Origin of the sequence: Pseudovibrio sp. FO-BEG1 (assembly GCF_000236645.1) — a bacterium.
Classification (GTDB): domain Bacteria; phylum Pseudomonadota; class Alphaproteobacteria; order Rhizobiales; family Stappiaceae; genus Pseudovibrio.
Window position 1 is genome coordinate 282145 of sequence record NC_016646.1, and the last position, 26214, is coordinate 308358.

At 48.6% G+C, this 26214-nt stretch carries 23 protein-coding genes; 10 read left to right on the forward strand and 13 right to left on the reverse strand.

Annotation, left to right across the window (positions count from 1 at the left end; all coding sequences use genetic code 11):
- The first annotated feature begins 248 nt into the window (after positions 1 to 248).
- From PSE_RS25885 to PSE_RS25905, 6 genes are all read left to right on the forward strand, one after another.
- Entirely contained in the window at positions 249 to 1037 is a 789-nt protein-coding gene (locus tag PSE_RS25885) for a glycosyltransferase family 2 protein (RefSeq protein WP_014290361.1), read from the forward strand.
- 35 nt (positions 1038 to 1072) lie between these two features.
- Positions 1073 to 1999, forward strand: coding sequence for a glycosyltransferase family 2 protein (locus PSE_RS25890; protein WP_014290362.1), 927 nt, complete (start codon positions 1073 to 1075; stop codon positions 1997 to 1999).
- A 36-nt stretch (positions 2000 to 2035) separates the two neighbouring features.
- Positions 2036 to 3064, forward strand: a complete 1029-nt coding sequence (locus PSE_RS25895) for an ELM1/GtrOC1 family putative glycosyltransferase (protein ID WP_014290363.1) — start codon at positions 2036 to 2038, stop codon at positions 3062 to 3064.
- Between the two features lie 149 nt (positions 3065 to 3213).
- Entirely contained in the window at positions 3214 to 4032 is an 819-nt protein-coding gene (locus tag PSE_RS27140; RefSeq protein WP_244421400.1) for a polysaccharide pyruvyl transferase family protein, read from the forward strand.
- Positions 4033 to 4113: 81 nt separating this feature from the next.
- Complete coding sequence (locus PSE_RS25900) at positions 4114 to 4806, forward strand: hypothetical protein (protein ID WP_014290365.1); 693 nt, start codon at positions 4114 to 4116, stop codon at positions 4804 to 4806.
- On the forward strand, positions 4803 to 5414 hold the full coding sequence (locus PSE_RS25905) for a glycosyltransferase family 29 protein (RefSeq protein WP_041769230.1): 612 nt from the start codon (positions 4803 to 4805) through the stop codon (positions 5412 to 5414). Before PSE_RS25900 ends, PSE_RS25905 begins: the two co-directional genes overlap by 4 nt.
- Positions 5415 to 5430: 16 nt before the next feature.
- On the opposite strand, the gene PSE_RS25910 is transcribed toward PSE_RS25905, so the two are convergent.
- Both PSE_RS25910 and PSE_RS25915 read right to left on the reverse strand, forming a co-directional pair.
- The gene (locus tag PSE_RS25910; protein ID WP_014290367.1) at positions 5431 to 6264 is read right to left on the reverse strand and encodes an alpha/beta hydrolase; all 834 of its coding nucleotides are present in this window, start codon (positions 6262 to 6264) and stop codon (positions 5431 to 5433) included.
- A 123-nt stretch (positions 6265 to 6387) separates the two neighbouring features.
- A complete protein-coding gene (locus PSE_RS25915) occupies positions 6388 to 7164 on the reverse strand; it encodes a S9 family peptidase (protein ID WP_244421401.1) in 777 nt (258 codons plus the stop codon).
- A 302-nt stretch (positions 7165 to 7466) separates the two neighbouring features.
- Between PSE_RS25915 and PSE_RS25920 the strand changes: the two genes are divergently transcribed.
- Entirely contained in the window at positions 7467 to 9086 is a 1620-nt protein-coding gene (locus PSE_RS25920; protein ID WP_041769233.1) for an alkaline phosphatase family protein, read from the forward strand.
- 33 nt (positions 9087 to 9119) lie between these two features.
- On the opposite strand, the gene PSE_RS25925 is transcribed toward PSE_RS25920, so the two are convergent.
- The 8 genes from PSE_RS25925 to PSE_RS25960 form a co-directional block, all read right to left on the reverse strand.
- On the reverse strand, positions 9120 to 10139 hold the full coding sequence (locus PSE_RS25925) for an alpha/beta fold hydrolase (RefSeq protein WP_041769235.1): 1020 nt from the start codon (positions 10137 to 10139) through the stop codon (positions 9120 to 9122).
- Positions 10140 to 10248: 109 nt separating this feature from the next.
- On the reverse strand, positions 10249 to 11577 hold the full coding sequence (locus PSE_RS25930) for a methyl-accepting chemotaxis protein (RefSeq protein WP_244421402.1): 1329 nt from the start codon (positions 11575 to 11577) through the stop codon (positions 10249 to 10251).
- Entirely contained in the window at positions 11552 to 12076 is a 525-nt protein-coding gene (locus PSE_RS25935; RefSeq protein WP_014290372.1) for a PAS domain-containing protein, read from the reverse strand. Before PSE_RS25935 ends, PSE_RS25930 begins: the two co-directional genes overlap by 26 nt.
- Positions 12077 to 12442: 366 nt before the next feature.
- On the reverse strand, positions 12443 to 14881 hold the full coding sequence (locus PSE_RS25940) for a methyl-accepting chemotaxis protein (RefSeq protein WP_244421403.1): 2439 nt from the start codon (positions 14879 to 14881) through the stop codon (positions 12443 to 12445).
- Positions 14882 to 15067: 186 nt separating this feature from the next.
- Positions 15068 to 15526: a thioesterase family protein gene (locus PSE_RS25945; protein ID WP_014290374.1), complete on the reverse strand. Its 459-nt coding sequence runs from the start codon at positions 15524 to 15526 to the stop codon at positions 15068 to 15070.
- Between the two features lie 18 nt (positions 15527 to 15544).
- A complete protein-coding gene (locus tag PSE_RS25950) occupies positions 15545 to 16702 on the reverse strand; it encodes an iron-containing alcohol dehydrogenase (protein ID WP_014290375.1) in 1158 nt (385 codons plus the stop codon).
- Positions 16703 to 16814: 112 nt separating this feature from the next.
- A complete protein-coding gene (locus tag PSE_RS25955; protein WP_014290376.1) occupies positions 16815 to 18101 on the reverse strand; it encodes an MFS transporter in 1287 nt (428 codons plus the stop codon).
- Positions 18102 to 18298: 197 nt separating this feature from the next.
- Positions 18299 to 18979 carry a YrbL family protein gene (locus tag PSE_RS25960; protein ID WP_014290377.1) on the reverse strand — a complete coding sequence of 227 codons (681 nt, stop codon included), beginning with the start codon at positions 18977 to 18979 and terminating at the stop codon, positions 18299 to 18301.
- 209 nt (positions 18980 to 19188) lie between these two features.
- Between PSE_RS25960 and PSE_RS25965 the strand changes: the two genes are divergently transcribed.
- Entirely contained in the window at positions 19189 to 20712 is a 1524-nt protein-coding gene (locus PSE_RS25965) for an acyl CoA:acetate/3-ketoacid CoA transferase (RefSeq protein ID WP_014290378.1), read from the forward strand.
- Between the two features lie 99 nt (positions 20713 to 20811).
- Here PSE_RS25965 and PSE_RS25970 read toward each other — a convergent pair whose 3' ends face one another.
- The 3 genes from PSE_RS25970 to gmd all read right to left on the reverse strand — a co-directional run bounded on the left by PSE_RS25970 (position 20812) and on the right by gmd (position 23325).
- A complete protein-coding gene (locus PSE_RS25970) occupies positions 20812 to 21156 on the reverse strand; it encodes a RidA family protein (protein WP_014290379.1) in 345 nt (114 codons plus the stop codon).
- 146 nt (positions 21157 to 21302) lie between these two features.
- On the reverse strand, positions 21303 to 22271 hold the full coding sequence (locus PSE_RS25975) for a GDP-L-fucose synthase (protein WP_014290380.1): 969 nt from the start codon (positions 22269 to 22271) through the stop codon (positions 21303 to 21305).
- The gene (gene gmd, locus PSE_RS25980) at positions 22264 to 23325 is read right to left on the reverse strand and encodes a GDP-mannose 4,6-dehydratase (RefSeq protein ID WP_041769285.1); all 1062 of its coding nucleotides are present in this window, start codon (positions 23323 to 23325) and stop codon (positions 22264 to 22266) included. Before gmd ends, PSE_RS25975 begins: the two co-directional genes overlap by 8 nt.
- A gap of 319 nt (positions 23326 to 23644) precedes the next feature.
- On the opposite strand from gmd, the gene PSE_RS25985 reads away from it, so the two are divergent.
- The gene (locus tag PSE_RS25985) at positions 23645 to 24901 is read left to right on the forward strand and encodes an Hsp70 family protein (RefSeq protein WP_014290382.1); all 1257 of its coding nucleotides are present in this window, start codon (positions 23645 to 23647) and stop codon (positions 24899 to 24901) included.
- Positions 24902 to 25194: 293 nt separating this feature from the next.
- Entirely contained in the window at positions 25195 to 26040 is an 846-nt protein-coding gene (locus PSE_RS25990; protein ID WP_014290383.1) for a hypothetical protein, read from the forward strand.
- Positions 26041 to 26214: the final 174 nt, after the last annotated feature.

Below are 26214 nucleotides of genomic sequence, written 5' to 3' on the forward strand. Positions count from 1 at the left end.
GTCAGCAAATTCATCAGAAACTGACTTTTTGCAATTTTGCCTTTCAGAGGGCTTTGCCCTCAGAAAGTCTCAATTTGAACCTAAGTGCACCTTTATCCATCAGTTTCTGCTGACAATCTAAAAAAAAATCAGTAACTGTGGCATACGATTTCGAACGGCCCCATTCAAAGCCGGCAACCGCTTGATAATTTCAAACACACAATGTATCGCAAACACCAATCCTGCATTGAACTTCAGAGAACTGTCCCTTGAGTACTAAACTACCGATTTCTGCTTTTATCATCAGCCAGAATGAAGAAGACCGCATTTTAAAAGCGATCAATAGTCTTAAGTCTTGGGTGGATGAAGTCATAGTGGTTGATTCTGGCTCTACAGATAAAACAGTAGAAGTTGCTGAAAACGCTGGAGCCAAAGTCATCTACAATAAATGGAATGGATATGGGGAGCAAAAACGCTTTGCCGAGGATCAATGCCAAAACACATGGCTCTTGAACATTGATGCCGACGAAGAAATAACTCCTGCGCTAGCTATAGAAATCAAAAACCTTTTTCAACCAGTACCTCAACACGACATTTTTAAAGTCCATATTGTGGATGTGTTTCCGCATGAAAAGACGGCTAAGCCTTGGGCCTATGGGTATTGGCAATATCGGCTTTACAATCGCGAAAAGGGACGTTTTTCAACCTCTAGCGTTCATGACACAGTGAGACCAAATGAAGGTGCAGTGACGTCTAAACTGAAAGGCAAGGTTGACCATCGCTCTCAACGATCAATCCAGTTTGCTGTAGAAAAACTAAACCGCTACTCTGATATGCAAGTAAGAGACATGATCAGTAGGGGCCGGCAAGTTTCTAAGTTTAGATTACTATCTGAATTTCCTATCTCATTTCTGAAGAGTTACATCTTACGTAGAGGTTTTCTTTATGGCTTGTGGGGGGTAGTAGATGCCCACAATTATGCATACTCTCGTTTCATTCGATTAGCTAAATTTTACCAGTATCAATTGATTGAAAAAGCAAAAAGGTCTAATAAGTAAAGACTATTTTCGCTATCAATTATGCAGGTCCTATCGTGAAACCGCTGATCAGTTATCTAATAACTGTCTACAATAAGGAACGTGAGCTTCCTGAAACGATCGAGTGCCTCAGAAACCAACAAGGTTTGGAGGGAGCAGAAATCGAACTGATTTTTGTTGACGATTGCTCTTCAGATCGCTCTGTTGAGTATCTGAAAAGTCAAACTGCAAATGATGCAAGAATTAAAGTTGTAGAGAACCATCAGAACTACGGACCAGCAAGACGTATTAACCAAGCAGCTAATCATGCTAATGGCAGTTACTTTATCCCTATCGATGCAGACGATTTCCTTACAACGAACGGCACTCGAACTCTCTTAAACATTGCAGGTGACAAAGGAGCCCCACTTGTATTTGGGAGGTCGAAACGTGGATATCGGACGCAAGCTAGAGTTGATCCTACCTCTTTAATTACAGTCTCAACCGACCCGCTCGCTTATTGTGCACGAAAACAAATAGTGCATATGGGTTTCCTCGTTGACGCCCAACTTTGGAAATACTCAGGAGGTGCTGATGAGCGGGTATTTATCCAAGATCAATCTTTACCATTACGCTTAAGCGAGCAAGCCAACAGATTAGCATATGTCCATGATGTCGTTTACTGGTTGCGTCCACCGGACAACAACAATCTTAGCGTAAACACAACACAGCAACATCATGATCGTTTCTTTTCAGCATTCTTTCAACTCGAGAAACCAAATATCTCCGTAAAAGCTAAGCAATTTTTGACTAAGCAAATTTTATCTTCTAGATGGAAATTAGAACGAGATAATAGGAGGTTTGGCTCTTACTTCTCTGAGGCTTTTCGAAGCTATCTAATGAATAAGATATCTCCCCAAACCACTATAACCGAACAGAAGCTCGAGTTTTACGCAGATGAAATGATGTCTCGTAAAGGAGTTCGACGGATTACCTCCTCTTAGCTAACCAAAGCTTTGCTAGCGCAAAAAGTCGATAAAATGCAAAAAGAAACAAAAGACATATTTGTGATCCGCTGCAACATACTCGGAGATCAGAATAACATTCTGGGTTTAGCTAAAGCTCTTCAAGAAGAGTTTGGCGGGGTGATCAAGATTCTTGATATCAGGTTTCGCAGCCGGATGTTTGAGACCTTATTTCTCCATCTGATACAGCAAAAGCAATTTGGGCGCATTTTGGAGCAAATCGCTTCATTGTTTTGCATAGGAGACGTTCCTTCTAAAGAAGATGTACAGGATGCATTTGTCATCTCAACTTTAGGGTCTGGAGAGTTACCTGCTGCTTTTCTTTCAAAAAGTCTCGGAGGCTTCTCTATCCATCTCGGCGAGGTCAAACGGATTCCCCCGGAAATGGTCGACTTGGTTATTTCGCACCCCGGACATACCGCTAAAAGAAATGAGTATCAATTACCCTATGCCCCTTCTCAAATCGACGGTAAGGCACTATTGCCTCCTGCGGAACGAAGTAAACTTCTCGTCGCATTCGGTGGCAACGCTGGATCACATCAATACTCTGAGGAGTATTATTATCGGGTACTTCATTTAGCTGCTTCAATCGCGAAAAAAGAAAGTCTTGAGTTATCCGTGACAACGTCACATCGCACAGGAACTCAAAATGAGACAAAAATTAAAAACTACATTCACGAAAGCAACATAAAAGTTAACCAGCTAATCCTTTACAGTGAAGGCGATAGCCCGAGTATGCAGTCTTTATTAAATGATGCCGCTTGTGCAATCGTTAGTGCGGAAAGCGTCTCTATGGTCTCGGAGGCCTTGGCATCATTTACTAAAACGGTCGCAGTATATGAACACTCCTTACCAAGAGAACTACGTATCTCTCGGTTTTTGAAAGATCAATCTGATAGTAATCAAATATCGCTAGTGGACGTATGCTCCTCAAACAGAATTGATGTGCAGACTATGGAAACTCCCAGTATTTCATGGAAACGTTCATTTCTCTCCGCAGTACATTACAAACTAAATAAGAAAAAAATAGAAGAAGCTGCCTGATGTTCAAATATGTTTTGATGAATGACACTTTCGACACGTGGCATCATGGATGTCGAGCAGTATCACGCGTAATTCGGAAAGAAATGGAGCACAGAGGGTTTAGTTTGTCTGCGACCTCTCGAGTAGGCGCTTCTTGGTGGGAGGATTCTGTGTTTGTTGAGCACGCGAAGCAAGCAGACCTAATACTTATTAATGGCGAAGGCACATTTCATAGCGGAAGCTCGGAAGCAGAAAAATGCATGCGCATATTTCAAGAGAAAACCTCAAGCAATCGCATCGCACTAATTAATAGTATTTGGCAAGACAACCCTACCTCTTGGGTCGATATTATCTCGAACGCATCCTACATCTCTTTAAGAGATACCAACAGTCAAAAAAAACTGACCGAACATGGCGTCCAAGCTCATTATTGTCCTGACTTAAGTCTTATCAGTTCTAAACCCATTTCCACTTTAAATCCACGCAGTGGAGTCGCATGGGGTGATGCCCTCAAAAGAAATGTCACACGAGATTTGTATAAAGGATTTAGATCATCGAGAGGAGAAAACTACTTTGCAAGCGTACGTCCAACTTATCGTTCTCCTTTAACATCATATCCATTAAAAGATTTGCGCTACAGTCTTACATGCTGGTGGAAAAATTATAGTTGCTTCAATGATGATGAAGAACTGGCACGGTTCTTAGCCCAACGAAATTTGTACATTACCGGACGTTTCCATGGTGCATGCTTGGCTTTGTGCGCTGGCACACCTTTTGTTGCAGTTGCATCAAATACAAAAAAAATCACATTTCTTTTGAATGACATGGGGTTAAATCCCGCGCGTGTATTTACTGACACCAAACACCTTTTGACAGCATCTCCAGAACAGTGGTGCTGGAGTCCGGATGAACAGGAAAGTCTTAAAGAAAACCTCGAGAACGCAAGGTCTCGAGCAACTAAAATGTTTGATGAAATTTGTGCTTGCTAATTATTTTGATGGCATCTAATGCATCTCGAAAGTTCTGCTAAAAGCAAATTTTCCGCTTAGAGTTCCCAAGACCAAATGCCAATGTTTGAACTTGGCGAACCAATCTGGAGAAGCACAATCGTTATATTTGATGAAATCTCGTTACCGAAACCTAGCCGTTTCTTCAAACGACAGCTCAGCGTAGATGGTATCCGATACAAGGCCAATGTCGCTTCGTGGTCATTTTACATACCAGAATTACAACTAAAGCTCCTGCACTCATTTGACGGACATTGCCATTGCATCTCCAAAGGCGCCCCTTCTCGTACTGATATACTCAATGGGCGCAACGTTCTAAGCACTGACCGTTACACAGTTAAAGACTGGCAGAACGTTTACAAAAAAACAGTCGCTCGTCGAACCGCAGAGAATTTTGTGAGCGCAGTTAGGTTACAAAATGCCGGCATAGGACCCAAAGTATTGGATGTTGCCTTTATCCGCACCTTCAATGCGTTTTACAATAGCAATCCAACATGGACTTGCGGCCTCATTATTGAAAATCTCTATAAATACCCAAGAAAGGCTCAATCTACGCTTCAAGACTTGGAACGTGCAGGAGTGATACCTGATCGTATCAATAGCTGTATTCGGCAGCAAATACACGGCTACGTAAGTGACTTGAACTCTGTTATTGGAGTAATGCCGACAAATGCAGACAAAGATATTTGTGAGTTAAGCAGTGAGCTCGAGAATGAAATTCACGCAACACTGCACCAACATAATCAATACGCATGATGCAACTGAAAAAGTATATTTCTGGCAAATCCGTCGCAGTTATCGGCAACTCAAATAATCTAATGAGTTACTCTTACGGCCGTGAAATTGATGAGCATGACATTGTCATAAGAATGAACCGTGGCATTTTAATACCTGACACGCACTGTTTTGGGGCACGGACAGATATCTGGTGCTACAGCACCTACAAGCTCGTAAAAGAAATATATCCTCTCTGCAAATGCGATATTCGTGTTTACATGTCCCCTAAAGAGAGAAAGCTCTTCAAAAAAGGTCCCGAGAATTTGTTCTTTCCCATGACATTATGGAAGAACTTAAATATGCAACTAAGTGCCAGACCATCAGTAGGTGCAATGGTGTCATACTTGCTTCTACAATGTGAACCAAGAACAGTCACATTTTATGGGTTCGACTTCAAAGCTACTAAGAGTTTTTACGAGAAGAAAAACAATACTGGATCCCACAACTTCTTGAAAGAAAAACAATTAATTCAAGATATTTCTTTGAAAAAGAATTGGGTTATAAAAGAATGCTCGAAAGAGTACAAAGGTAATACAAAATTCAATAATTACTTATTAAAAATAAAAAACTTCTTCAGGATAACATAGCTTTTATATCATTATTTTAAAAGCTACTCACCAACCAATTCAACAGTGCTGGCATCAACTGATGATCAAACTCATCCGGCCCTTCCAGAACTCCGAAGACATGGTCCGTATCAAGGACGGTCAGTTGCTTTGCCCCCAGATGTCGGCGAAGCCAGATCTCGCTGGAGGTTGGTTGAGGGAAGATGACCCGGTCATGCCGGGCAGCCACGACCAGCATGGGGCTCACAAACCCTGATCGTTCCAATACCGGAGGAACTTCAGGCAGATCCTGAAAGAAGCGGGCCTTGATCTGAATTTTGGTACCCCAGGGAAATTCTGCGGAAACCAAATGATCCGGGTCCACAAGCGCGGCACAGGTGCGGACCTTCTCTCCAACCAGATGGCGAAAGGTTTTTCGAGGGTGGACAGTTGGCGCGAGCAGAGCAATGCCATCAAGATCAGACCGCTTTATCGCAGCACATCCAGCGATATATCCGCCCTGACTCCAGCCAACCAGAATGAGTTTGGAGAACGATAGGTTTCTTTGAGCTCTGACCCAATCAACAACGGCGATTGCATCCTCAGTCTGGCTTTCAAAAGTGTTGTCTTCCCAAGCGCCGTCGCTGTCTCCTGACCCGCGAAAGTCTATCCGTAAAGTGGCGTAGCCAACTTCAGCAAGAACGCGGGCCATGCGAGAGAAGAGGCCTTCACTGGTCCCAACGATCTCAAGCTCATCGCGGCTTCCATGAAAGCCGTGAAGGAGGATCAGAAGGGGCGCGCCAACACTGGTAGAGCCTGCAAGTGTTCCGATAATCTTCTGGTCCCCAACCGGAATAGCGACCACTTGCTCTTTTTGCTTTACATCCAGCACTTTGCTTGCCCTCAACTCCCCTAACGTGAAGCTGTAAAGCTAAGTCGAAAGCTGGCACAAAAATACTGAAAGTTCTTCAGGAGCAGCCGCCCTCAATCGACCGACTGCTCCAACAGCAAAAGGCTAGAGCTGTTCCTCGAACCATTCAAGAATAGCAGGCACGACCTGCTCATCTATCATCTTTGGTCCTTCAAACGCACTCCAGACATGATCCGTATCGAGCACTAGCAGTTTCTCTTCACCATTGTGGTACCTCATCCAAGCTTCACCGATGGCGGGCTGCGGTGTAATCAGCGCATCTTTCTGAGCCATAATCACCATCAGCGGCCCATCATACTGCGCAGCTGCTGCAAGCGGGCTTGTTATCGGCAGCTCCTGATAGAAGCGAGCCTTCAGCGTCGTATCCACGCCCCACGGCAGACTGGCCGTGATTGGAGTTTCCGGATCAGAAGACATGGCCTTCTCGACAAGCTCTTTACCGAAGAGGCCAGTGAAGGTTACGAGGGGATTAGTTGCTGGGGCCATCAACACAACACTGTCGACATCTGATCTCGCAGCTGCAGCATGGCTCGCAACCAAACCACCCTGACTCCAACCGATCAACGCAAGTTTACCCCCTTTAAACGCATCTTGCGCACGAATCCACGCAATCGCGGTTACGGCATCTTTGATCTGGCTGGAGAAGGTCGTGTCCTCCCATTTACCGTCACTTTCGCCAGATCCGCGGAAGTCGATCCGCAAAGATGAAACGCCCTGTTCAGCCAAAAGGCGGGCCATGCGAGAGAAAACGCCTTCATCCGTTTCCTTCACCGGCAGTTCATCCCGCGTTCCCGTAAAACCATGCAGTAGTATGGCGATAGGTGCGTTTTCTTGTGAGGCCGTTTCAAGCGTTGCGACCATGTTTTGATCACCAACTGGTATGGAAACAATCCTCTCTTCAGCAGTGGCGCTTTGGACCAAAGAAAAACTCACAAGACTGGCTACACCAAAGCTCAGCGCAATTAATTTCTTAGATAAACACATCTCAACAATTTCCCCCAAAACTCTCATTCTAAAAACACGCAATAGTATAATCAGCCAGATTTGCTCATCAATGATTGAAAAAGCCAGAGCCTATGAGGTCAAGTTAAACACTGCCCTCCCCTTGCTAATCCTGTGACAAATAAGGGAATATACCCCATCAATCTGGGGAGGTGTTTGAGATGGCGAATGGCCGCAATGTGCTTTGGATCATGTGTGATCAGCTACGATTTGATTACCTGAGCTGTTATGGCCACCCGCATTTACACACCCCAAACATCGATAGGCTGGCGGAACGCGGCGTTCGGTTTAACCGTGCGTATGTGCAGTCCCCCATTTGTGGCCCGTCTCGCATGAGCTTCTATACAGGCCGATACGTTCGCTCCCACGGTAGCACCTGGAACGGCATTCCGCTTCGGGTGGGAGAGCCAACGCTTGGCGATCATCTGCAAGAGATCGGTGTACGCAACGTACTGGTCGGCAAAACGCATATGCGTGCTGACACCGAAGGCATGGCACGCCTGGGAATCTCACCTGAAAGCTTCATCGGCGCTCGCGTTGCCGAATGCGGGTTTGAAGTATTCGAACGCGACGATGGCCTCCACCCAGACGGGCCTTACTCACCTAACCCAGAATATGATAGCTATCTCAAAGCCAAAGGCTATGATGGGCCTAACCAGTGGGAGCGATGGGCGAACTCAGCAGAAGGCAATGATGGAGAAATCCTCTCCGGCTGGTTGCTTGGTCATTCCGATAAGCCAGCTCGCGTGGAAGCTGAGCACGCTGAAACTCCCTATATGATCCAGCGGTTTAAAGACTTTGTCGCTGTTGCTGGAGACCAACCGTGGTGTGTGCACCTTTCCCTCATCAAGCCGCACTGGCCCTACATTGTGCCAGCGCCTTATCATGACATGTACAGCGCTGAAGATGTGTTGCCTGTTGTCCGTTCCGAAGACGAGAGGCAAGATCCGCATCCCGTGTTTAAGGCGTTCATGGGAGAGCGTGTTTCTAAAGCATTTTCCAATGATGAGACCCGCGCCAAGGTCATCCCTGCCTATATGGGGCTGATCAAACAGATTGATGATGAAATCGGTAAGCTCATGAAGTTTCTCGATGAAAAGGGTCTAACCGATAACACCATGATCGTGTTCACCTCCGATCACGGTGACTATTTAGGTGACCACTGGATGGGTGAGAAGGAACTCTTCCACGAACCTTCTGTCAAAATCCCGTTGATCGTAGTCGACCCGCGCCCAGAAGCGGACAGCACACGCGGAACCACTAGTGATGATCTGGTGGAAGCCATTGATCTTGCGCCGACCTTTGTGGAGTTCTGCGGAGGCACACCCAAGCCGAACGTTCTGGAAGGTCGCTCTCTTCTGCCATTGCTGGAAAGTGCAGAGCAGGTCGCGTGGCGTGAGTTCACGATCAGCGAGTATGACTACTCCATGCGGAACGCGCGAATGGATCTTGGGCTACCGGTATCTGATTGTCGCCTGGCTATGATTATGGATAAGCGCTGGAAGTTCATTCATGCGGAAGGTTTCCGCCCTATGCTTTTTGATTTGCAGGAAGACCCACAGGAACTTCAAGACCTTGGCGCAGACCCTGCCTACGCAGCTGAGCGGGAGCGGATGAGCGAAGCTTTGTTTGCTTGGTACCGGAAGCACCATACCCGCATCACCATGACGGATGAACAGATCGCAGCGAACGCTGGCAAAGAACTGCAGGCTGGTATTCTCATCGGCTACACTGATGAGGAAGAGTTGGAAGAGGCCAAGCGGGAGCAAGGCCTCCTTTGAGGAGCGACGAGGGGGAGCATCAGCTCCCTCACCTCACAGCTTCAGAAAACGGGCAATCTCTGCAAGAATATCCGTGTGGATTTGCGCGCGGTCAGTCCCTTCCGGATCGTCACAGACCGGATCATCTTTTTCAGCTGCTAAGACTGCAGGCCCTTCCGGTTTACATTCTGCCAGAAACGTGAAGTGGTAACCGGGTTTCACGACTGCGTAAGTCGCATCCTCAAGCTTCCCAACAAGGTTGCTGCCGTCTGATCCAACATCAGCCGCCTTCCAAAGGTGCTCCTGACCGATGTTGATCAAAAGAACCGGTTGTTGAACCTTTATAAGGCTTTGCTCATCAACTGCGTAAGTAAAGCCCGGATCGATAGCAACAACAGCGGAAACGCGTGGGTCTTCAACACCCTTTGAAAATCCCGCAGGCATACGGGAGAAGTCGACACCACCTTTGGAGAGAAACACGCAGTCAGCCTGAGACTTGCCAATACCCTGGCAGTACTCGTTGTACCGATCACCATCAAAGCGCAGACCTGCAAGATTAAGTGCAGTTGCTCCACCCAACGAGAAGCCGAGGGATGTGATACGGTTCTTATCGACGTGCTCCGCGAGATAAGGGTCTGAGAGCAGTTCATCCAGAGCCGCGGTCAGATCCTGAGCCCGCTCATCCAAACGCGTCGAGCGTCTTGGGGAAGAGTCGCCAGACGTGCTGCCCTGATGATTAACCGCAAGCACCATGGCCCCTTTCAATGCCAAACCTGAGGAGAGCCACGATATCGTGTCCATGTTTCCACCAGAGCCGTGCGACAGCAATACGAGTGGATGCTTACCGTCTTGAACTGCAGCACCAACATAGGCCGAAGTGCCTTTGAATACCGCATTATCACCCACCAGACCACGATAGGTCGCAGTCTTAGCAGGATACCAGATGGAGGCGGCAACTGCTGATGTTCGATGGGCGGCTGAGACAGTGAGACGATCATAGCCCGCGTATGGCATCTCCGCCCAGGCGGCTGTGCAGGTGAGAGCGAAGATACTGCTGAGAATGATGGATTTCATGATGCTATCCTTTGCATTGAGATAGCATCTTGTTAGGTGGATGAACGCCTTAGAGCGTCCTGAAACACGAAGTAGGTCTCCCATATCGCGATTCAGGACGGCAACCAGATCAGGTGCGCATTTCGCTGTTGCTCAACGGGCCATTTCGCAGCTCGCTGATGTATTCGTTCACCGCCGAGGACAGTGATGCAATCTGCTGGTTCATTTCAACAGCAGAGCCAATCACGCTCTCAGCGGCATTTTCAGTTTCATTGGCATAAGTCGACACATCCGCCACGTTGCTGGCAACAAGGCGGGTGCCGGAATAGGCCTCTGCAATGTTTTGGGCAATCTCGGTCGTCGCTTCCGCCTGCTGCTTGGCAGAGAGCGAAATTGAATCCGTGACGCTCTCGATTTTAGAAATAGATTCTGCAACTTGTTTGAATGAGACAACCGTTTCTGCAGTGGCTGACTGGATAGCCTCAATCTGACCGGAAATCTGGCCAATCGCATCGGATGTTTGAGAGGCAAGCTCTTTTACCTCACCAGCAACAACAGCGAAGCCTTTGCCTGTTTCACCCGCGCGCGCAGCTTCAATGGTCGCGTTCAGCGCCAGCAAATGGGTTTGCTCGGCAATGGAGCTGATCAGTTCGACCACTTCACCGATGGTTTCAGCAGCTGCACTTAGACTACTGATCTTGGTTTCACCCGCTTCCACTTCCTGAACTGCGGTTTTGGTGACATCGGCGGTGAACTTCACCTGATTGCCGATCTCGGCAGCAGATGCGGAAAGCTCTTCAACGGCGGCAGATACGGTCTGCACATTGGCAGAGGTTTCTTCAGAAGCCACGGTCACAGCAGATGCGCGCTGAAGCGTCAGATCAGCAGACTGCTCCATCTGTTGCGCATTCTGGCTCATATTGTGGCCAGCGCTGGAAAGCGTATCGGTTGCCGTTTTTGTCAGCATCTCAAAAGCATCAGTCTGGCCGGAAAAGTCGCAAATGCGATCCTGAACTTTAGAGATCGCGTGATTGACCTGTTTTGCGTAGACCAAAAACGAGCCCTGCAAACCGCGTGTCACAACACGTCGATAATACTTGTTCGCGGAAAGTGCATGCGTGGACGCCACCATCTCGCGAATAAAGGAGTCCATTTTATCGGTTGAGTAGTTCACGCTGGCGAGGAGATCCTTCAGCTCCCCATGATCCATCCCAACCAGAGTGCGCGCTTCCAGATCACCGCTCGCCTGCAAAGCTGCGGTCTCAGTGATGTGCTTCAATACACGGCGCACTTTCAACATGAAGAACAGTGCAGATACAGCTGTTAACGCAGCCAACGCAGACAAAAGTGAGAGCAAACCACTCTCCTTGCCCATATTCATCAGCGCAACAACAACGCACAGTACCGCCGTCAGGCAACTTAGAAGGACACCCTTAGAGAGTGAGGATAAATTCATCATAGGTCACCCGATTATCGGAGAGGTAGTTAGCGAGAAACTCAGAGCTGTTGTGCTGTCCGTCTTTGCGGCTCTTAGGAGCCTGCTCAATCTCCAGCAGCTGCTGGTAAAACGGAATAATCGCTTCGCTGAGAATCTTGCGCTCTGGCACTCTGCGTGTTGAATGATATCCGATGATCTTTCCGGTATTATCAAAGGTGGGCGTGACATGCGCAAACACCCAATAATACTCTCCGCCCTTACAAAGGTTTTTTACATACGCGAAGACCTCTTTCCCTTCTGCGATGCGCTTCCACAAAAGCTCAAAAACGCAACGGGGCATATCCGGATGACGGATAATACTGTGTGGCTGTCCGATTAGCTCCTTATAGGAGTATCCAGCAATCTCACAGAAGATCTCATTACAATACGTTATTTTGCCCTTTAAGTCGGTCTTACTGACAATGATGTCTGCCTCACTGAATGTTTTTTCAGTATCGGACAGATGTGCACCCGACGACATAGCTGCCTCTATGTTTTTCTACTTGGTAACTTGAATGAATTAAATTCAAGCAGACAGAACATGTCCTGAATAAATTGACGGGTAGTTAAGATAAAAAACGATTCTAAGTAATTCACAAAGTCAATTCATAGTATATTCTGCATGCATATGTTATTATATACATATATATCACCAATTTATATTTCTCTTTGCGCAACAACAAAGACAAATTACTTACGGTTAAATCCGCAAATTCGAATTATTACAACTCAGAAACTCTGTTCTCTGGCTGAACAAATAACTGAAATGGATTTTCTGATTTCAGACAAAATAAAAGGCAGCTTAGAAAAACTAAGCTGCCTTCGATACTCAAGTCTTGCGTGTGATTTAGCCGACTTTTGCAACCGCTGTCAGGAAGTCGTCTACTTCACGGCCAAGAGCCCGCGTACTTTCTGTCACCTCCGTAGACGCCGTCAGCACACGTGAGGACGCCGTGTTGGTTTCACTCACCGCTTCAGACACGAGAGACATATTCTCGTTCACGCTGGATGTACCAACCGCTGCTTCCTGAACGTTGCGACTGATCTCCGTGGTCGCCGCACCCTGTTGTTCAACAGCTGTGGCAATCGCAGAGGTGAACGCAGTGACCTCATCCATCGTATTGGAAATACCCTCGATAGAAGATACGGCATCAGTTGTAGAGTTCTGAATTGCGGAGATCTGGGAGCTGATTTCCTCAGTTGCCTTGGACGTCTGGTTCGCCAGTTCCTTCACCTCAGCCGCAACAACTGCAAAGCCTTTGCCAGCCTCACCGGCGCGTGCCGCTTCGATGGTCGCATTCAGAGCCAACAGGTTGGTCTGTTCTGCAATTGCCTGGATGAGACCAACGACTTCACCAATCTTCACAGTGGCATCCGCCAGTTCATTGATGCGATCGTTGGAAACATGCGCACTTTCTGTCGCTTTCGCTACAACAGACGTTGTCGCACTCACCTGACGGGCAATCTCTTCAATGGAACTGCTCAACTCTTCAGCTGCCGCTGACACCATTTGAACGTTGTTTGCTGCATCCGTAGAAGAAGCTGCTGCACGTTCAGTCTGATCAGAGGTTCCACGAGCAAGGTCAGCCATCACGCTGGCAGTCTCACCCATCTCACCCATACTGTCATTCACAGAAGTGAGCAAGTTGGTTGCGGTGTTTCTGAAGTCGGTGATCAGCTGCTCAACTTCACGCTGCTTCTCAGCGTCCTTTTCCGCAACATGAGCCTGCTCTTCACGAAGACGCGCACGTTCCAGAGCATTGTCACGGAAGACCTGAACCGTGCGGCTCATGTCGCCAATCTCGTCTCTGCGCTTTACGCCAGCGATTTCAACGTTGGTGTCACCGTTTGCCAGGCGCTCCATGATACCGGTCAGGCGCTTGGTTGGACGAGTGATGGCCAGGGACAGACCCAGAGCGATCAATGCACCAAAAGCAAGACAGACAGCAACAGTGGTCGCAATCAGGTTGGTTGCCAGTTCACCAGCAGAGCTTGCATTTTCTGCTTCAGACGCAGCAATGTCGATGATCTGACCCTGAACAGTTTCTGACTGTTCCGTCAGCTTGGACACCAGACTTGCCAGCTCTTTCTTGCCGTTGGCCATGGAACCGAAGCCAGAACGGATCGCTGCGATTTCCTTCATCGCATCTTTGGAGGCTTTGACACCACCTTCGATGTCTTTCACACCTGCTTTGAACTCACGGCCAGCCGCACCAAGCTGATCAATCTCCTTGGAGACTTCCTCAGCCTTCACTCCAGAACCTGCACGCAGGAAGGACAGAGAAGAGGAGCTGACTGCCAGTGTCTGACGTGTAATGTTGGAAACAGATGCCAATGCAGCATCAACCTGCTGCTTGCGGTCAACCGCTTCGGCCTGCTTCTTGTTCGCATCATCAATGGAGCGATATGTGAAGCCAATCACCAACTGCGCAGTTTCACCAAGCACATCGATGCTTGCTGTGATGTCCTGACGCAGAGAATACATCTCAGAGAAATCAGTGGAGTCACGCAGTGCCTTCAGCTTCTCAACCAGCGTATCGGACACATCTGCCAGGCTCTGAAGAACCTTTGGATCCAGATGGGACAGCTCGATTTTCTGAAGCTTCTTGATCTCACGACGTGCCTTTGCAGCGCTGAGCAAGGTTTTGCGCAGAGCGCCTTCTTCAGAACTGGTGGTCGCCTTCACAAAGAAGTAGCGCATATTCAGTGCCTGACTCTGAATGGTTGCTACGAGGCGCCCTGCCTTGTCTGCTTCCTTCAACTGCTCCTTCGCCAGCGTATCCTGTTCCGCTGCTGAAGTTGCAATCTTGGAAATGTCTGCCTGCACTTTTTTGCCAATCGCCTGAAGATTGGCAACCGCAGACATCATTTTCGCGATCTGGGATTCCTGAATGTCAGTTGCCATGCGAACACGGCTGAACAAACCTTTCAGAGCCCGCACGTTTTCGTGAGTCTCTTCAAAGGCGGTGCCATCCTTGCCGTCAGCAACAACCTGCTCATGCAAAGCTTCAAGATCTGCACCCAGCAGATTCAGCTCATCAGCAGCTGCAGTTGCATCATACTTGCTCAGGCTGCGCAGATAAGTTTCGCGTGCTGAGGTCGTATCATGCAGGCCCTGCATTAAACGCATGGTTGCATTCGTCATGTCGGTTTGCTTGGTGAGCTGAGAGATAGAAAAGATTCCGATCCCACCAGCTGCAGCAGAAAGCAAGAGAACGATGATGAAGCCACCGCCGATTTTCGTCGACAGTCGCAAATTAGTAAAAAGCTGGAGGACCCGCCTCATGACCTTATTTCTCCCGAATAAAAGTCGTTGCCCATGACTTGGCGGCATCCTAAGCTTGTAAATCTCAACCAGTAGTTAACCCGTAGGTATTTACGGCATTAATTGAGTAATTTCTGAAAGTTTTATCTGTTTATGCGTCCAACATAGATTTATTATAAGTGCAAATAATCATTAGATTTTTAACGATCAAGAATCAGCAACCTCTAGTAGAAGAGCTTCAAGTGCACTGCGCAGATTGAGAGAGAGCGCTTGAGGTCGACGACTGGTGCGATCTACGTACACATGCGTAAAAAATCCCTGTGCCGCGGCAGTCTCCGCACCTGGCGCAAACAGAGCTAACTCATAACGCACAGAGCTGTTTCCCAGATGACCGACACGCAAACCGATATCGATCTTTTGCGGATAAGCGATCTCTGAAAAGTACTGGCAGCCAGATTCAACCACCAAACCAATCTCGTCCCCTTCGTGAATGTTAAGTGCATCGTTTGCTATGAGGTAAGCATTCACTGCGCTGTCAAAGTAGCTGTAATAGACCGCATTATTGATGTGGCCGTAAATGTCATTGTCTTCCCAACGGGTTTGGACCTCACTGAAGAACTTATATTGATCCCGTGTTTCCGGAGTCGGCTTCTTAGGTTTGCTCATCTGAATAACTCCGTGCACTTAAAGGGCTTGCATATAAATTTGTAGCGCGGCGTCTTCATCCACCTCCCGCGGATTATTGACGAGCAAACGTGTCTGCTTCATCGCTTCACTGGCAAGTTTGGCCATATGCTGTTCTTCAATGCCAACCTCTCGAAGTGTTGTTTCAACGCCAAGCACTTTGGCAAGCTCAGCCAACCGATCCGCAAACACACTGCCCCGGGTATCAGAAGGTACTTCGATCAGTTCCGGGAACACCAGTGGAGCGAGATCAGCATAGGCGTCAGCACAGGAAGGCATGTTGAACCGCATCACATGCGGCAGAACGAGCGCGTTGGAAACACCATGCGGCACATGAAAGATGCCTCCGATTGGATAAGCCAGCGCATGCACCGCAGCTACTGGTGAGTTAGCAAATGCCTGCCCGGCCAACATGGAGCCCAACAGCATGTTAGAGCGGGCTTCTTTATCCTGAGGCGTGTTCACGGCCTTCTCAATGTTCGCCCCAAGCAATCGCAGAGCTTCCTTGGCCAGAACCTTTGAAACCGGATTGTTGTTTTCGGAGGTAGACGTGTAGGCTTCAATTGCGTGCACCATGGCATCAATGCCTGTTGCAGCGGTCACATGTGCAGGCAGCCCAAGAGTAAGATCAGCATCCAGCACCGCCACATCCGGCAGCAACTGAGGTGACACCACGCCCTTCTTCTCAGCCTCTCCTGTTGTGATGATAGAGATCGGCGTAACTTCAGAGCCAGTACCCGCTGTTGTTGGAATGAGGATCAGCGGAAGCCGCTTTCCTTTGGCCATGCCGACACCATAGATATCCGCGAGCTGCTCCCCTCCCCCAACAAGCAGGGCAACAAGCTTTGCAACATCAAGCGATGAACCACCGCCAAGCCCGATCACACCGTCTACTTGTGCAGTCTTTGCCAGTTCAGCTGCTTGCAACACGATAGCTTCGGGTGGATCAGCCACCACATCCTCAAAGAGCGTAACGTCAATTCCGGCAGCTTCAAGCCGCGAGATCACAGGTTCAACGAGGCCTGCTTGCATGAGCCCCTTATCACTCACCAACAAAACACGTTTGCCTATGGTGTTCAGTGTCAGTTGATCCAGCTGTTGAACCGCACCGGGTTCGCAAATAATGCTTGCTGATGTGTTGAAGACAAAGCCTGTCATGGAATCCTCCCCTCACTGCTCCCTGCAGGTGGCAGGTTTGAGCAATCCGAAGAGAATGCCTCAGGTCCTCAGGAAGGTCGAGCGCAATTAAAGTCGAACCTAGACTGGCGGGTTATACGACTTCTTCCGAGATCACCGGTTCCGGATCAGGCGTCTTACCAAGGCTTAGAACTGCAATAAACCCGATAACTGCACCCACGGACATGGTCACGCCTCCGGCAAAGAAGGGCATGGAAACAAACCACTGCTCTGCCAGAAAAGCCCCGATTGGTATTGAAACAAGTGTCAGGCCCGATTGCAGCATCTCACCAACTGAAGAAACACGCCCCAGCAATTCTTCTGGTGTCTGCTTTACGATGATAGCTCCGTAAGGCACGGTTATCAGGCTGGAAAAGACACCAGCAACAAACCAAAGTGCCATCTGCTCATTGAGAGAGAATGGTTCAGGGCTGAAAGGAAGCCATCCTGCTACAATGGTCAAGGCTCCACCAAAAAACGAGCCGATAACCATCATCAGATGCAGGTTTACTCGATCACCAATCTTCGCTGTAAGATAAGTGCCGACAAGCCCGCCCACACCAATAGCGCCAATGATTGGTCCAGCAGAAGCTCCCGGTTGCCCCGTCTCCTTAATCAGAAGCAACAGTACGGCTTCATACAGGAAGACACTGAATATAAAAAGGCAGATAAGAGCGATACCTAAGAGTAGGCGTGGTGTCTTCCAGATGTAAGCAAGGCCAACCTTTGCATCGCGCAGCACACTGCCGTTGCTCTCTTGGTCAGTCTCATCGCTTGCTTGGTCTTTCTTCAGCACGCCAAGCAGCGTGACACAGAACAGCGCACCAACTGTAAAACAGAGCCCGCCAAGCAAAAAGACATTGTGCGGGCTCCAGATGGCAAGCAAAGCACCGCCAAGAACCGGCGCAAAGGTCTTCGTAGATTGAATGACAAAATGATCAATACTGACAGCCTGTGTCAGCATATTGGAGGGCACAATCTTTTTCAGCGCCAATTGCTGCGCTGGCATAAACGCTGCGGAGATTGTCGACTTCAAAAAAACAAAGGCGATGAGAAGTGCGAGAGTATTGGCAAAGAAGAACATACCAACCATAACAGCGGCCCGAATAACAAGGCCAGCCATCAGCACGGGCCCAGCTCCTATACGATCCACCAGAATACCCGCAGGCAACCCAAATAGAACGCGTGGTAATGTGGCGGCCATGATCACACTGGCAACCTCGGTAGCGCCCATGCCCCATGTGTAGTTCACCAGCACCATGATCGCGATAAAGTCAATCCAGTCCGCAAAGGCCGCAGGAACAAGAACACCAATAAACCGACGAAACGCGCTCAGCTTAAACAATGCCAAAACGGAAGTATTTACTGCTTCATCCTGCATAACAAAGCTCGCCTCAAATTCATTTCTTCAAAAAAGCCAGAAAAATCAGCGCACAGAATGCCACGCCAACGGAAAGAGCAATCCCGTTAGCTTAACCAAGCCCTTTCCAGATGCAAGGCGTATATAGGTGAAGATAACTACGGCTAAGTTGGCACGCAATTGCCCCGATCATTGAAATTCATCTGAGCTTATCCAGCTCAGATCTTGTGGCCTTCATTTACGTTGTCACTGCTTAACATATTGAAATGACGATCTAGGCGCCGCTCAATCCTTTTTTTTCGGAAGTATTCAATCTTATTTATAGGAATAAACTGATGATCTAAGTAATTCTTCACATCAAAGCACTTAATGTACGTCTGCCCATTTGCATCGATAACAATTCCCATATTTTCAGGACGATCTGCAAAGCACGAGACATGATGGCTACGCAAAATCTTAAAATAGTCAATTAGAGCACGAATAAGTTCTTGGTCTTTTATTCGCCCGTGGTGCCGAATGTAATCACGAACACTTCGAATATCTGGATCGACAAAATTATCAATTTTCTCGATCATTAAGGCTGGGCCTTGATTTGTCTGAACAACCCCATAGATGCGCGTAAACGCTCTATGATCTGCGAGCCCCACATCTTGAATATGTGACCACCCTAACAACTCGTCCTGATTACCGCTCAGTCGCTGCTTTTTGTATCCGAGCTTTGCACGTACTGATCGGAAAACATCCTTCAGCAAACCCCGTTTTTTTACTTTACGTTCTCCAGATTCGTAACGATCAAACTTCAGAAGCTTGGTAGGATCAGAAGCGCATTCATAAGTGTCGCGAAATCCGCCACCACGGACAAAATCACCAACCTGATAAACTTGATTTTCCTGCAACACAGTCAATTTTGAGCCAGTCTTTTTCGTAAATTTGAGCCACTTACATAACAAATTATAATAGTTTGAAAAGCACCAATCTTGCCACACATGATCAAGCTATTGTTTTCAAACGGCTTTCAAGAGATCGATTGTACCTTAACCGGACTTTTTAGTGTTTGCGGGATAATCTTCTCAAAACAACACGGACACAAACTCCGGGAACCAGCAGGATGCAGATCTGCAGTGCGCGTGAAATTGCGGCCTTTGTGCAAGATGGCGATACCATTGTGATTGGCGGTTGCGGATGGGGCCTTGCCACACCTGAAGCACTGCTGGAAGCCATCGAACAACGGTTCCTCTCGACCGGTCATCCCAAGAACCTCTTCATCATCAACTCTCTTTCGATCGGAGATGGTGACAAGCGCGGGCTGAACCGCTTTTCGCATAAGGGGATGTTGCGAGGCATTATCTCCTCTCACTTTGCATTGACGCCATCGCTGCAAAAACTCATCTCTCAGGACAACCTGGAGGCCTATTGTCTGCCAGCTGGTGTAATTCAGCAATTGATTCGTGAAATTGGAGCGGGTCGCCCCGGTCTTCTCACCCGAACGGGACTTGGCACATTTGTCGATCCCAGACACGGTGGTGGTAAGTGCAGCAAGTCCTGTAAACATGATCTGGTTGAATTGCTGCACCTGCATGGTCAAGAGTATCTCCGCTATCGCCCTTTCAAAATCAATCTCGCGTTGATTTGTGGCTCAGCTGCTGACACGAAAGGCAATCTCAGCCTTGATGAAGAGGCTGTCACTTTGGACTGTCTGAGCCTGGCAATGGCCGCTCATAACAGCGGAGGCCACTGCTTTGCGCAAGTCAGGAACATCGTAGAATCCGGTAGTCTACCTGCCCGTTCTGTTGCTATTCCCGGTGTATTTTTGGATGCTTTGGTAGAAACGCCCAGCCAAACCATTGCCTACGATACTCCATATAGTCCCGCACTTAGCGGTGACATCAAGCCGTCTCACCGGCGCGTTCAAAATGAACCCAGCGAAGTGGCGCGCAAGGTGATCGCGAGGCGGGCTGCAGAGGAGTTGATTGAAAATGCATCCGTCAACATAGGGTTTGGTGTGCCTGCAGGCGTTCGCTTTACAGATCAACGCAAGAAGTTAGCTGAGCAGATCTGGCTTTCTTGCGAACATGGCCATCATAACGGTCAATTTCTCGGTGATACGCTTTATGGCGCAGCGCAAGGGTCTGAAGCTCTTCTGTCTTCATTGGATCAGTTTGATTTTTACAATGGTGGCGGGCTGGACATCGCCTTTTTAGGCATGAGCGAAGTAGACAGACACGGCAACGTAAATCTCTCCCAAATAGGCGGAAAAATTGTTGGTCCGGGCAGTTTTATCGATATCTCACAGAATGCACGAAAACTAGTGTTCTGCGGCCTTCTCACTGGCGTCGATACGCGCGTGGAGTATCGCAAAGATAAGCTAAAGATTACCAAAAACGGAGGACATACAAAGTTTGTCGAGCAAACAGACCACATCACGTTCAACGCGATCAATGCCCGCAACAATGGTCAAGAAGTGCTCTATGTAACGGAGCGTGCTGTGTTCCAACTTGGGCCGAATGGGCTTGTGCTGACCGAAGTTGCGCCAGGGATCAAACCTAAACGCAACGTGCTGGCCCACATGGGCTTTGCCTGCAAAGTAGACGTGCAACGCAAGATGCCAGAGCACATCTTCAACGCACTCTGAGGCGCAAACGGCGCCAACAATTAGAACTCATTGATTTTAGAGCGATCACTTCCCGGAATATTAAGCGTCTTCCGGGAAGTGTAGGTTTCTTTAGAAGGCTTAGTCGCAAGCTGCTGTAATGATGACTTCCACAAGTAGTTCCTGGGAAGCAAGGCGCGCTTCACCGCATGCCCGTGCTGGCGCATGTCCTTCCGGAACCCAGGCATCCCAGACTTCATTCATTTCTGCGAAATCGCGCATGTCTGAAAGCCAAACGATAGCCTGCAAGATTTTTTCGCGGCCGGAACCAGCTTCAATCAGCAGTTCATCAACGCGGCGCAGACATTCTGCGGTCTGTTCCTTGATGCTATCGCCGCGATTACCAACCTGCCCGCACAGATAAACTGTACCATTGTGCTTGACGATTTTGCTCATACGCTGCTTGGTGTGCATGCGTTCAATCATTTTGTTACCCCTTTAAGATCGGGAGGCATGAACCCGAAAAACTACGAGGTTTCATATCTCCAATTTCAGCAAGACAACATGACTGAAAGCACTGGCAAGTGCACTGTGACATTTGCGAGTGTCCAAGCTTTTCTGATTGCGGGTACTTATGCCGTTGCTTTTTCAAGGTGATGCTGAAGAAACCAGTTGTAAGTCTCCGCAATCCCCTCATCCAGAGAGATGGATGGCTTCCAACCCAACTGGACTAGTCGCTCCGAGCTCATAAGTTTTCTCGGAGTTCCGTCCGGCTTAGTGGTGTCCGTCTCAATAGAGCCTTCAAACCCCAGAATACTCGCTATTTTCTCAGCAAGTCCCAGAATAGAGATGTCCGTGCCGAAACCGACATTGATGTGCTCATCAGCTGAGTAATTCTTCAGCAAGTACACCAGTGCGTCTGCGCAGTCATCACAATGGAGAAACTCTCGCCGTGGCGCTCCTGTTCCCCAAATCTCAAAGGAAGACGCACCACTCGCCTTTGCTTCGTGCACTTTACGCATGAGTGCCGGCAGTACATGACTGGTTGTCAGATCAAAGTTATCGCCCGGTCCATAAAGGTTGGTTGGCATTGCGGAGATGAAATCACATCCATGCTGTTTTCGAAAAGCCTGACAAAGCTTTATTCCGGCAATCTTGGCAATGGCATACCACTCATTGGTTGGCTCCAGAGGTCCGGAGAGCAACGCTTCCTCCGAAATCGGTTGTGGCGCATGTTTTGGATAAATACAGGATGAGCCCAGAAACAGCAGCTTTTGCACGTTGGCTGCATAGGCTCCACGGATGAGGTTGGTTTCTATCGCAAGGTTTTCATAAAGAAAATCAGCAGGATACTCATTGTTCGCCCATATCCCCCCTACTTTGGCCGCCGCAACAATCACCGCATCCGGCTTCGTATCCTGCAAAAACATTAGTGTTTCACTTTGAGCAGTAAGATCCACTTGTTTGCGGTCAGCCGTTAAAAGCGAGCAATCCTCTCGTTCCAAACGGCGCATCAACGCGCCGCCAACCATGCCTTTGTGCCCAGTTACAAAAACCGTTTTTCCCACAAGGTCAAATTTGGTCTCCGATAAATCAGGCATCTTCTAGTACCCGATACTGTTGAAGTTCCTTCAAATCGGCCTGCACCATCTCTTGCACCAACACCTCTAGAGAGGTTTTGGGCTCCCATCCCAACTTCTGCCGCGCCTTTCTTGCATCGCCTAACAGTTCATTCACCTCAGAGGGACGGAAATACCTCGGATCAATTTCGATCAGTGAACGACCGGTTCGCGCGCAAAGGCCCCGCTCCTCAACGCCCTCTCCCTGCCATTCAATGTCAGTGCCACAATGAGCGAAGGCCATTTCTACAAAGCGCCGAACGGACGTCATCGTTCCGGTCGCCAAAACATAGTCGTCCGGCTGTTCCTGTTGCAGCATCATCCACATGCCTTCAATGAAATCGCGTGCGTGCCCCCAGTCTCGTTGAGCATCAATGTTGCCTAAGTAGAGCTTCTCTTGCTGGCCCAGGCTGATTGCCGCAGCAGCGCGTGTGATTTTTCGCGTTACGAACGTCTCACCACGCAGCGGACTCTCATGGTTAAAGAGGATGCCGTTTGACGCATGGATTCCGTAGGCTTCGCGGTAGTTTACAGCGATCCAATAGGCATAGAGTTTTGCTGCAGCATATGGAGACCTCGGATAAAAAGGCGTGCTTTCTTTTTGCGGAACTTCCTGAACCAGGCCATAGAGCTCTGATGTTGACGCCTGATAAAACCTTGTTTTCTTTTCCAATTCAAGAATGCGGATTGCTTCCAACAACCGCAGAGCACCAAGAGCATCGCTGTTGGCCGTGTATTCCGGGGTTTCAAAACTCACCTTAACGTGTGACTGAGCACCAAGGTTATAGACCTCATCCGGTTGCACCTCCTGCATAATCCGGATCAGGTTGGTCGCATCCGTCAGATCTCCGTAGTGAAGAATAAAACGTGCATCTTCTTCATGTGGGTCTTGGTAAATTCCTTCAATCCGCCCGGTATTGAAACTGGAGGAGCGGCGCTTGACACCATGCACTATGTAGCCCTTATCAAGCAGAAAACGGCTCAGATAAGCGCCATCTTGTCCAGTCACACCCGTTATCAATGCTGTCTTTTGCAGGGTCATCACACGCCCAAAATCTTAAGGAAACAGAGCATGAACCTAGGAGGAAACTGGTTATTGTCGCAATTCTGAAAACATGCCCCCTCATTCTCTAGGTCACTTTGCAGTGCAATGTTTTTAAACAAGGTTTCAGCTTCGCCCACAAGGATATCCAAGTTCCCTCAAAATTAACTGGCAATCCCACAGCTCACCGTGTATCAAGCTCGCCCTCCCAAACGCCTTGGGGAGGTATCCCGAACCTGAATATCCAAACGCAGCCGTTACTCAGGCAACTGCATAGCTTTGCCTGACAAAAGGCATGATGAGAGGTCTAAAAATGAACAGCGCATTCGCAGGCATCGATTTTGGCACCTCCAACTCCACAGTGGGCATCTACTCAGGCGAAACACCAGAACTGGTGATGCTGGAAGAAGGCCATACGGAAATGCCGTCTGCCATTTTCTTCAATTTTGAGGACGAGCAGATCGTTTATGGGCGGCAGGCGAAAGAAGAGTACATCAGAGGCGATGAGGGCCGCCTTATGCAGGCTCTCAAGAGTGTTCTGGGTACATCTCTCATTCAGGAAAAAACGGCTGTCATGGGCGGTCGTATGGCGTTTCGTGACATCATTGCACTGTACCTGCGCCAGTTGAAACGCAAGCTTGATGCACACATGCAGGAAGATGTCACCAAGGTGGTTCTGGGTCGTCCGGTACATTTCATCGACGGTGATGAAGTCGCTGACCGCGCAGCGCAAAACACGCTGGAAGGTATCGCTCGCCAGGAAGGCTTTGAGCATATTGCATTCCAGTATGAGCCAATTGCAGCTGCGTTGGCCTATGAGCAGTCTGTTACCCGTGAAGAGCTTATTCTGGTGTTGGATATCGGTGGTGGTACAGCTGACTTTTCCGTTATTCGCGTTTCTCCTGAACGGCGGAATGCGGCTGACCGCACTGGCGATATTCTTGCCAACACAGGTGTTCACATCGGTGGTACAGATTTCGACCGTCTGCTGTCGCTTGCGCAGGTAATGCCGCATCTGGGCTATAAAACTCTCACCAAAGACGGCAAACGCGCGCTGCCCTCCAAATACTACTTCGATCTGGCTACCTGGCAGTTCATCAACCAGCTGTATTCTCCAAGCATTTTGCGCGAGCTCGGCGAAGTCAGACGCGAAGCAGCGCAGCCTCATCTGGTAGAGCGCCTACGTGAAGTTATCCGCGCAAAAGATGGCCACATGCTTGCTACACGTGTTGAGCAAACCAAGATTGACCTGTCTTCTTCAGAGATTGCCAGCCTCAAGATTGAGCTGGAGGAAGAAGACGTTCAGGTGGATGCATCCAATGCCGATTTCCACGCAGCAATCGCAACTTCTGTCGGGAAAATCGATACCACCATTCAGGAAGCCCTCAACAAGGCAGGCGTGACAGCAGATCAGATCAACAGTATGTTCCTGACCGGCGGCACCACGCGTATCCCGATGCTTCGAGATCACTTCAAGTCCCTGATGCCAAACGCTTCTATCGTGGAAGGCGACGTTTTTGGCGCCGTAGGCCTTGGCCTTGCAGCAGACGCAAAACGAAAGTTCGGCTAAGGCTAAGCCCTCACAAAAAGTCTTTTCTTTTTCTTGTAATCCGGCGTGACAGACCTGAGGAAGCTATCCCATTCATCTGTCACCCGCTCAGGCGTAAACGCAGAGATTTTTTGCCTTTAGCACCCGTCTTGGTTCCATAAAGCGATACCCCTTTTTTTCACCCTCGCTTTCTCATTCCTCTGATTTCAGAATTGTCACATTCAACCAATTCAGGTTCCCTAGTTGCAATTGTTAATGAAGTCTTAAGAGGGCGGCGCGCGCTGTTTTAGCTGTGTGCCGGGTTGGGGATCGGGATGTTGCAGCGGCATAATAAGTGTTTCAAACACTGCTGGCTCTATCCGATGATAGGCGCAGTCGCATTAGGATCAGCCGGATCTTCCGCTGAGGCAACAACTCTACGTGAAGCGCTAGAAGACACCTTGCGTTTTAACCAAACGCTAAATCTAACAAGCTGGAAGACGGCATCAAAACAACAGAAAAGTGAGGTTCTGAGTGGAGCAGTTGCTGCATATGCTGCACTCTACTTAGCAACGCAACATTCGCACGTTTATCTGAGCTCCCTAAGGGATTTAGACGAGATAACCGCAGTTTTAGAGAGACACTCTGAAAGCAAAACAACTCAAATTTTGGAGCACATTGAAGCGTTGGAAGCGCAGCGCAGCTCAATCAGTGATACTCTAATGGAACTGCAGCAGAACGCACTCCTTTTTGCGCAAACGACCTTCACACAGTACACGGGTAGCCGCAGTTTCAACCTTCAGTCAGTGATCACTTCATCTCTGTTGAATGGTTCAGGATCGCCTACAGATGTACGCGAGGAAAGTGAAGCACTTTCCAAAGCAATCAAAACCTATAGGCAGCTTCAGTTCGGAGTAACGCGCCAGAGGCGAAATTATGAGGCCGCACTTGCTCAGACCAAGGTAGGTCCTGAGCATGTTCCTGCATACCTCACCGTTTTAACCGAACTTCAGAAAACAGAACTTCAGCTGATCTCGGCTGAAGCAGAACTCACTCGCCTTCATTTTGCAGACAAAGCTCAGCGTTCGACGCTTTTACTGCACCTCGGTCTTTCTGAGCGATTGCTTGAGAAAAACCGGAAACGAGAACTGCGGCGACTGGCGAACCAACGGATCAATTAACGCATCAACAATCTGAAAAGAGGAGGAATGCAGTCATGGCTCACATCAACTCAGCGCCTACGAACACACCTGCTTTGCAGTCCCCTCCTCCAATTCTGTTAGCTGAACCTCTGCCACCTTCGCGTGGCGCAATCCTACTCAAGCGGGAAAACGGACAGCTGGTTGATCTTTCCA